Source organism: uncultured Mucilaginibacter sp., from assembly GCF_913773635.1.
GTDB lineage: Bacteria > Bacteroidota > Bacteroidia > Sphingobacteriales > Sphingobacteriaceae > Mucilaginibacter.
In genome coordinates this window covers 76,495-83,158 of sequence record NZ_CAJYGQ010000004.1, presented here as the reverse complement: position 1 = coordinate 83,158, position 6,664 = coordinate 76,495, and the positions used below count along the sequence as shown (strand labels likewise).

The following is a 6,664-nucleotide window of genomic DNA, read 5'->3' as shown; positions in this document are numbered from 1 at the left end:
TGAAATCGGTGTGAGGAGTTACTGAACCTGGTTTACAGATAACCATACCACGACGGATATCAGTTTTCTCAATACCACGTAACAATAAACCTACGTTGTCACCAGCTTCACCACGGTCAAGGATTTTGCGGAACATCTCAACACCAGTTACGGTTGATTTCAAGTTCTCAGCACCCATACCCAGGATATCAACAGGATCACCAGAGTTGATTACACCACGCTCGATACGACCAGTTGCTACAGTACCACGACCAGTGATCGAGAATACGTCCTCAACAGGCATCAAGAAAGGTAAGTCAGTTAAACGTGGAGGAATTGGAATGTAGCTATCTACAGCATCCATTAACTCCATAATTTTTTCAACCCATTTAGGCTCTGCGTTTAAGCCACCTAATGCTGAACCTTGGATTACAGGGATATCGTCTCCAGGGAAATCGTAGAATGATAATAACTCACGGATTTCCATTTCAACTAATTCTAATAACTCAGGATCGTCAACCATGTCAACTTTGTTCATGAAAACAGTCAAAGCAGGTACACCTACCTGACGAGCTAACAGGATGTGCTCACGAGTTTGAGGCATAGGACCATCGGTAGCAGCAACTACCAGGATAGCACCGTCCATTTGTGCAGCACCAGTAACCATGTTTTTTACATAGTCAGCGTGACCTGGACAGTCAACGTGTGCATAGTGACGGTTTGCAGTTGAATATTCAACGTGCGCAGTGTTGATGGTGATACCACGCTCTTTTTCTTCAGGAGCAGAGTCGATTGAATCGAAAGAACGAGCTTCTGATAAACCTTTATCAGCTAATACTTTAGTAATAGCAGCAGTTAAAGTGGTTTTACCGTGGTCAACGTGACCGATAGTACCGATGTTTAAGTGCGGCTTACTGCGGTCAAATTTTTCTTTTGCCATGATTTATAAAATGTTTGTAGGTTAATTTACTCTTTTAAACGTTATTACTACGTTGAGCCAACGAAGGGATTTGAACCCTTGGCCTCTTCCTTACCAAGGAAGTGCTCTACCCCTGAGCTACGTCGGCTTGCTTACTTTAAACGGCTTAAATAACTTTATCCTGAACATGTTCAAGAGTTTTTGTTATTGAAACCTGGCCCGATGTCCAAAATCGAAATCCGAAATCCGACATTCAAAGAGCGGAAGACGAGGTTCGAACTCGCGACCTATAGCTTGGAAGGCTATCGCTCTACCAACTGAGCTACTTCCGCAGTTTGCACAAAGAGTGAATTAATGAAGGGGTGAATACTGCGAACAAGACAAATCTTAATCACTTATTCACTCAATCAACAATTCACTCATTGACTAACTAATTGTGGAGAGGGAAGGATTCGAACCTTCGTAGCCGAAGCAGCGGATTTACAGTCCGCCCCATTTGACCGCTCTGGTACCTCTCCAAGGTTCTTTAAATCTTTAACCTTTACCGCTTAAACGGGGTGCAAATATACACCCTTATTTATAAAAGCAAAGTTCTAATTTAAAAACTTTGAGCCCCCTATCGGAATCGAACCAATGACCTACTGATTACAAGTCAGTTGCTCTACCAGCTGAGCTAAGGAGGCGTTTATTTTAAGTGTTAAAGAACCGTTTCCCTTATGTTGACTACCTCTCCAAAAGGGAATGCAAATCTACACATTTTTAGTACCGTGCAAAATATTTTTTCAAAAAAAATCAGCAGGTTTTTTACCTGCTGATTTTTTTGCTTCTATGTGGTTGATTATCAATATTCATCCTCTTCAACCGCCAACGGATCGGCATTGCGTGCTTCGCTTGAAATTGCGCTTTGCTTCTGTTTATGTTTTTGAATTTGCTTACGCAAACTCTCTATGGCCAGGTCTGTACCCTCTTCAAACGTTTTACATTGATGACTTGCAAACAGTTGGTTGCCCGGTGTGAGCAATTTTATTTCGGTTATTTTATTCGCTTCTTCGCCGGTATTTTCCAATTTCAAATACACTTCTCCACTAATTATATTATCACTAAATAATTCGAGTTTATCGGCTTTTTTCTGAATAAAGTCAATTAACTTCTTGTCTGCACTAAAATGAATCGCCTGAACAGTAATTTTCATATGTTCCTCCTTCGTGTTAATTAGCCTTTGGATGGGCTTGTTTATAAATAGATTTAAGTCTTTCAACTGAGTTATGTGTATACACCTGCGTGGCGCTTAAACTGGCATGCCCTAATAAATCTTTAATGGCATTCAGGTCAGCACCTTTATTTAATAAGCTTGTAGCAAATGTATGCCGCAGCACGTGCGGGCTTTTCTTATTTTGGGTAGATATGTAGGTTAAATATTTCTGCACAATTAAGTAAATCATCTTCGGGTAAGCATCGGCTCCTTTATTTGTAACGATTAATTTTAACGAATTGTTAGCAAAAATTTCATTTTTCTTTAACTCTGCATATTTAACTATTACTTGCTTAAGTTCGGTATTAAGCGGTATAATGCGTTGTTTGTTACGCTTGCCAAGCACCTTCACCGTACCCTCATACATGTTTATATCGTTACTGGTTAAACCCAGTAACTCGGCAAGGCGCATACCCGTTCCAAAAAGCAGCTCAATAATAAGCTTATCACGCACTCCTTGAAAATTGGCCTCAAATACCTCTTCGTTATCCAGTAGCTTGGATAGCTTCTCGTCTTCTACCACCACAGGTAATTGTTTGGCTACTTTGGGCGTTTGTACACGCGCAACCGGCGAAGCTGAAATTTGCCCGCCCTGGAGTAAAAATTTAAAGTATTTGCGCAGAGTTGCAATTTTGCGGTTAATAGAGCGTGCAGCTATGCCGGCATCCATAAGCTCTACCATCCAATTGCGTATTTGATGGTGTGTAATTTCTGCGGGATGATTAACCACCGCGTCCGGATGGTTCAAAAAAGTGAAGAATTGAGTCAGGTCAGACTCATAGGCAGATACGGTATGAGGAGAATACCGCTTTTCGTATTTAATATACGCTATAAACTGCTCTAAAAACATAAAAACTATTTGAACAATGCCAGAAAGGCAAAGTACAAATAGTTTTATTATATCAAAACAGGAAGTTTAAATTAAACTGTTTCCTGGTTTAAGCCTTGTTTGTAGATGGCATGCTTAACCACGTTACGACGGGTAACAGATCTTTTTTCAAAAGCCTGACGACTACGTAGTTCACGCAATACACCGGTTTTCTCAAATTTCTTTTTGAAACGTTTAAGGGCTTTATCTAATGATTCGCCGTCTTTTACATTGATGATAATCATATTCCTTCTATATACCTCCTTTCAGGGAGAGCAAAGATACATAATTATCTTCATATAAATAAAGCATTTTTAAACATATTTAATTGTCTAACTTGTTGATTATCTTACCTTATCAGCAAGTCAGGATTTCCAACTGCCAAGAAGCCGTCTTATAATTATTATTTCGGCCACATGATATGCCGTATGATCGGCAGCCTGAAGTGCTTCACGCAGCAGTGTTTGGCCGTCTCCATGCGGTATCTGGATAAACAACTCTCCGGTTTTTACCAAATTCGTCATCTCGGCCAAATTTGTTTTAATCTGCATCACTGACTTTTCCCACACTTCGTCATTTTCGGGAGCTTCACTTTTCACCCAGTACTCATCTGGCCATTTTGGTGATTGATGGTTGCCATCTTTGCTAAACTCCAGCATGTCCCATAATGCTATGCGAATATGCTCTACCAATTGCCATATACTGTAAGGCAGGCCATTGGGCTTTTGACTTCGCTGATGGGCCGGCAAGCCCTCAATGGCATCATCAAAAGTGGCATGTGCCGTACCGCCGTTTAGCAGTTTTATAATTTCATCTGTTAATACTTTATTATCGATCACCATAACACTCCTTTTTTAAACCACAACAATCAATGCAATACAATGATTGCAGTATAGATTAAAATCTGTGTTGGCACTAACAACCATTATTGCGTACGTTTATGCGTTAATTATAAACTATACCTACCGTGGCATACAAGTTTTTACCGGCAATAGTTATTGCAGCGCTTCTTTTAATAGGATGTAAAAAAGATGGAGGAAGCATGCAGGAAATGAATAAAGATGAGGCAGCTTTTAAAGGCTATACACAACACTTTTTAGATGCCCTTTGGGAGCTTGACCCAAACCGTGGCACCATGAATGGTTATCATAAATATGACAGCGTTTTGTTAGTGCCATCGGCCGGTTATCGTGATAAGATTGCAAAGTTTTGCAAAGTGGAAACAGATTCTTTGTTACGCTATGATCCCAACACCTTAAACGATGCTAATAAAATAGATTTTCAGCTGATACAAAATGAGCTGCAGCGAATGCAATGGGATGTGCAAAGCTTAAAAGCCTATGAGTGGAACCCCAATACTTATAATATAATATCAACGTTTGCGCACATACTGAATGAAAACTATTCCCCGCTTGATAAACGGTTGCGTAATTTTTATGAAAAAATGGAGAATATTCCGGCCTATTACAAAGAGGCTGAAAAGCAAATTAAAAACCCGGTGCCCGAACTTACCAGCCTTACCATACAACAGCTTACGGGCGGTGTTACTGTTTTAGAAAATGACTTTGCCGACTCGTTAAAGAAAACCAAGATTGCCGACGCAACTAAAAAGCAAATGCTTGCACGGGCAAAACTATCTGCTGATGTTATTAAGAACTTTACCGACTGGCTGGGCAAGCTAAAAAGCGTTAAGCCACGAAGCTTCAGGCTAGGGCAAAACCTTTATCAGGATAAGTTTAAGTATGAAATTCAATCATCACTAACGGCGCAGCAAATATTCAACGCCGCTACCGAACGCAAAAAACTGCTTCATCATGAAATGATAAAGCTTAGCAAGCAGCTATGGCCTAAGTATTTTGGCAAGGCAAATATGCCTGAAGATTCGCTTACGCTTGTAGCCAAAATGATTGATACGCTATCAGCACAACATGTTAAACCCGAGCAATTTCAAAGTGCTATACAAAACCTGATACCAAAACTAACTGAGTTTGTGAAGGCTAAAGATCTGCTTACACAGGATGCATCCAAACCTTTAATTGTACGCAAAGAGCCCGCTTACATGGCGGGTGTAGCCGGCGCATCGGTATCATCGCCGGGGCCGTATGACAAAAATGGAAACACCTACTTTAACGTTGGCAGCCTGGCCGGCTGGACTCCACAACGCGCAGAAAGCTACCTGCGCGAATACAACCAGTACATATTGCAAATACTTTGCATACATGAAGCTATACCGGGCCATTACACCCAGCTGGTTTATTCAAATAAAACCCCTAGCTTAATTAAATCAGTTTTAGAAAACGGTGCCATGATTGAAGGCTGGGCAGTATACGGTGAAGAGATGATGCTTGACGCAGGGTACGGCAACAATGAGCCCGAAATGCGCCTAATGTGGTATAAATGGAATTTACGTTCGGTTTGCAATACGATATTAGATTATAGTGTGCATGCTAACAACATGACAAAGGAACAAGCTATTAAAATGCTTACGCAGGAAGCTTTTCAACAACAGGCCGAAGCCGAAGGAAAATGGAAACGGGTAAGTGTAAGCAGCGTGCAGCTAACAAGCTATTATACCGGTTACAAGGAAATAACTGACCTGCGCGATGCTTACAAAAAGCAAATGGGTGAAAAATACAGCGTTAAAGATTTTAACGAAAAGTTTTTAAGCTACGGCAGTGCACCTGTTAAGTTTATTAAAGAACTGATGCTTGCAAAGAAGAAGGACGCAGTAAATAAATAATTTCTCAGTGTCACAATTAGTCTGCAAGTGGCGACTTACCATTTATATGAGAAATCTATCTTTGTTAATTTGCTTACTTATTGCGGTGCAAAGCTTGCAAGCACAGGTAAAGTTAGAAACGGTAGTAAGTACCGACATTAAAAACTTCTGGCGTGCCTATGATAAAATAACCACTACAAAAGATAGTAACCTGCAATACACTTACCTTAATGAGCTTTTTATTGACAAAGGCACCCCGGGATTAAAAGCAATGATGCAGGTTCGTGATTATACGCCGAAGCAATACATAAATGCTATAAACCGCTACCCGCTATTTTGGAAATCCGTAAGGCAAAACACATTAAAGGCCGATGACTTTGCTGCTGATATTGCCATAGGCATAAGCAAATTAAAAAGGCTTTATCCGCAACTTAAACCAGCGCCTGTATACTTCACAATGGGTGTTTTTCGAAGCGGTGGTACGGTATCTGAAGGAAGTGTGCTTATAGGAAGCGAAATCTCAATGGCAGATGAACGTACCGTTACCAGTGAGTTTCCGGATGAATTCAAAAACCTGAATAATTTTTTCAAAACCAACCCAATAAAAACTTTGGTGTTCACCAATGTGCATGAGTATGTGCATACGCAGCAAAAATCTACAGAGGTTAATACACTACTGGGGCAGAGTATAATGGAAGGCGCCGCCGAGTTTATGGCCGTTAAATCAACCGGGCAGCACTCCCCCACTTTTGCCAAATTCATTAACAGTATTGATAACAACAGATTAAAACAAGTTTTTACTCAACAGTTACTTAACCGACTACGGTTACTGGCTTTACAGTAATCAAAGTAATGAGTTCAATCAACGCGATTTAGGCTACTATGTTGGCTACCTCATATGTGAACAATACTACCAGCGGGCAAGCA

At 40.5% G+C, this 6,664-nt stretch carries 7 protein-coding genes and 4 tRNA genes; 2 read left to right on the top strand and 9 right to left on the bottom strand.

Annotated elements, in window-relative coordinates; genetic code table 11:
* From tuf to QZ407_RS03635, 9 genes are all read right to left on the bottom strand, one after another.
* On the bottom strand, positions 1 to 919 hold a 919-nt coding region (gene tuf, locus QZ407_RS03675; protein ID WP_295767758.1), incomplete at its 3' end, for an elongation factor Tu.
* A 55-nt stretch (positions 920 to 974) separates the two neighbouring features.
* Positions 975 to 1,046 (bottom strand) — tRNA-Thr (locus QZ407_RS03670).
* Positions 1,047 to 1,157: 111 nt separating this feature from the next.
* A tRNA-Gly gene (locus QZ407_RS03665) sits at positions 1,158 to 1,230 on the bottom strand.
* Positions 1,231 to 1,335: 105 nt separating this feature from the next.
* Positions 1,336 to 1,416 (bottom strand) — tRNA-Tyr (locus QZ407_RS03660).
* 92 nt (positions 1,417 to 1,508) lie between these two features.
* Positions 1,509 to 1,581: transfer RNA gene (locus tag QZ407_RS03655), tRNA-Thr, on the bottom strand.
* A 158-nt stretch (positions 1,582 to 1,739) separates the two neighbouring features.
* Positions 1,740 to 2,090, bottom strand: coding sequence for an HPF/RaiA family ribosome-associated protein (locus tag QZ407_RS03650; RefSeq protein WP_295767757.1), 351 nt, complete (start codon positions 2,088 to 2,090; stop codon positions 1,740 to 1,742).
* Positions 2,091 to 2,106: 16 nt separating this feature from the next.
* The gene (locus QZ407_RS03645) at positions 2,107 to 3,000 is read right to left on the bottom strand and encodes a tyrosine-type recombinase/integrase (RefSeq protein WP_295767756.1); all 894 of its coding nucleotides are present in this window, start codon (positions 2,998 to 3,000) and stop codon (positions 2,107 to 2,109) included.
* A 71-nt stretch (positions 3,001 to 3,071) separates the two neighbouring features.
* Positions 3,072 to 3,263 carry a 30S ribosomal protein S21 gene (gene rpsU, locus QZ407_RS03640; RefSeq protein ID WP_157539721.1) on the bottom strand — a complete coding sequence of 64 codons (192 nt, stop codon included), beginning with the start codon at positions 3,261 to 3,263 and terminating at the stop codon, positions 3,072 to 3,074.
* A gap of 120 nt (positions 3,264 to 3,383) precedes the next feature.
* On the bottom strand, positions 3,384 to 3,860 hold the full coding sequence (locus tag QZ407_RS03635; protein ID WP_295767754.1) for a DinB family protein: 477 nt from the start codon (positions 3,858 to 3,860) through the stop codon (positions 3,384 to 3,386).
* A gap of 125 nt (positions 3,861 to 3,985) precedes the next feature.
* On the opposite strand from QZ407_RS03635, the gene QZ407_RS03630 reads away from it, so the two are divergent.
* Together QZ407_RS03630 and QZ407_RS03625 are read left to right on the top strand one after the other, a co-directional pair.
* Positions 3,986 to 5,758, top strand: coding sequence for a DUF885 domain-containing protein (locus tag QZ407_RS03630; RefSeq protein ID WP_295767753.1), 1,773 nt, complete (start codon positions 3,986 to 3,988; stop codon positions 5,756 to 5,758).
* A 46-nt stretch (positions 5,759 to 5,804) separates the two neighbouring features.
* The gene (locus QZ407_RS03625; RefSeq protein WP_295767752.1) at positions 5,805 to 6,581 is read left to right on the top strand and encodes a hypothetical protein; all 777 of its coding nucleotides are present in this window, start codon (positions 5,805 to 5,807) and stop codon (positions 6,579 to 6,581) included.
* Positions 6,582 to 6,664: the final 83 nt, after the last annotated feature.

Bases quoted from the DNA above. Each gene is read 5' to 3' on its own strand.
- QZ407_RS03650 (WP_295767757.1), bottom strand. From the start codon at position 2,090: ATGAAAATTACTGTTCAGGCGATTCATTTTAGTGCAGACAAGAAGTTA.
- QZ407_RS03645 (WP_295767756.1), bottom strand. From the start codon at position 3,000: ATGTTTTTAGAGCAGTTTATAGCGTATATTAAATACGAAAAGCGGTAT.
- rpsU (WP_157539721.1), bottom strand. From the start codon at position 3,263: ATGATTATCATCAATGTAAAAGACGGCGAATCATTAGATAAAGCCCTT.
- QZ407_RS03635 (WP_295767754.1), bottom strand. From the start codon at position 3,860: ATGGTGATCGATAATAAAGTATTAACAGATGAAATTATAAAACTGCTA.
- QZ407_RS03625 (WP_295767752.1), top strand. From the start codon at position 5,805: ATGAGAAATCTATCTTTGTTAATTTGCTTACTTATTGCGGTGCAAAGC.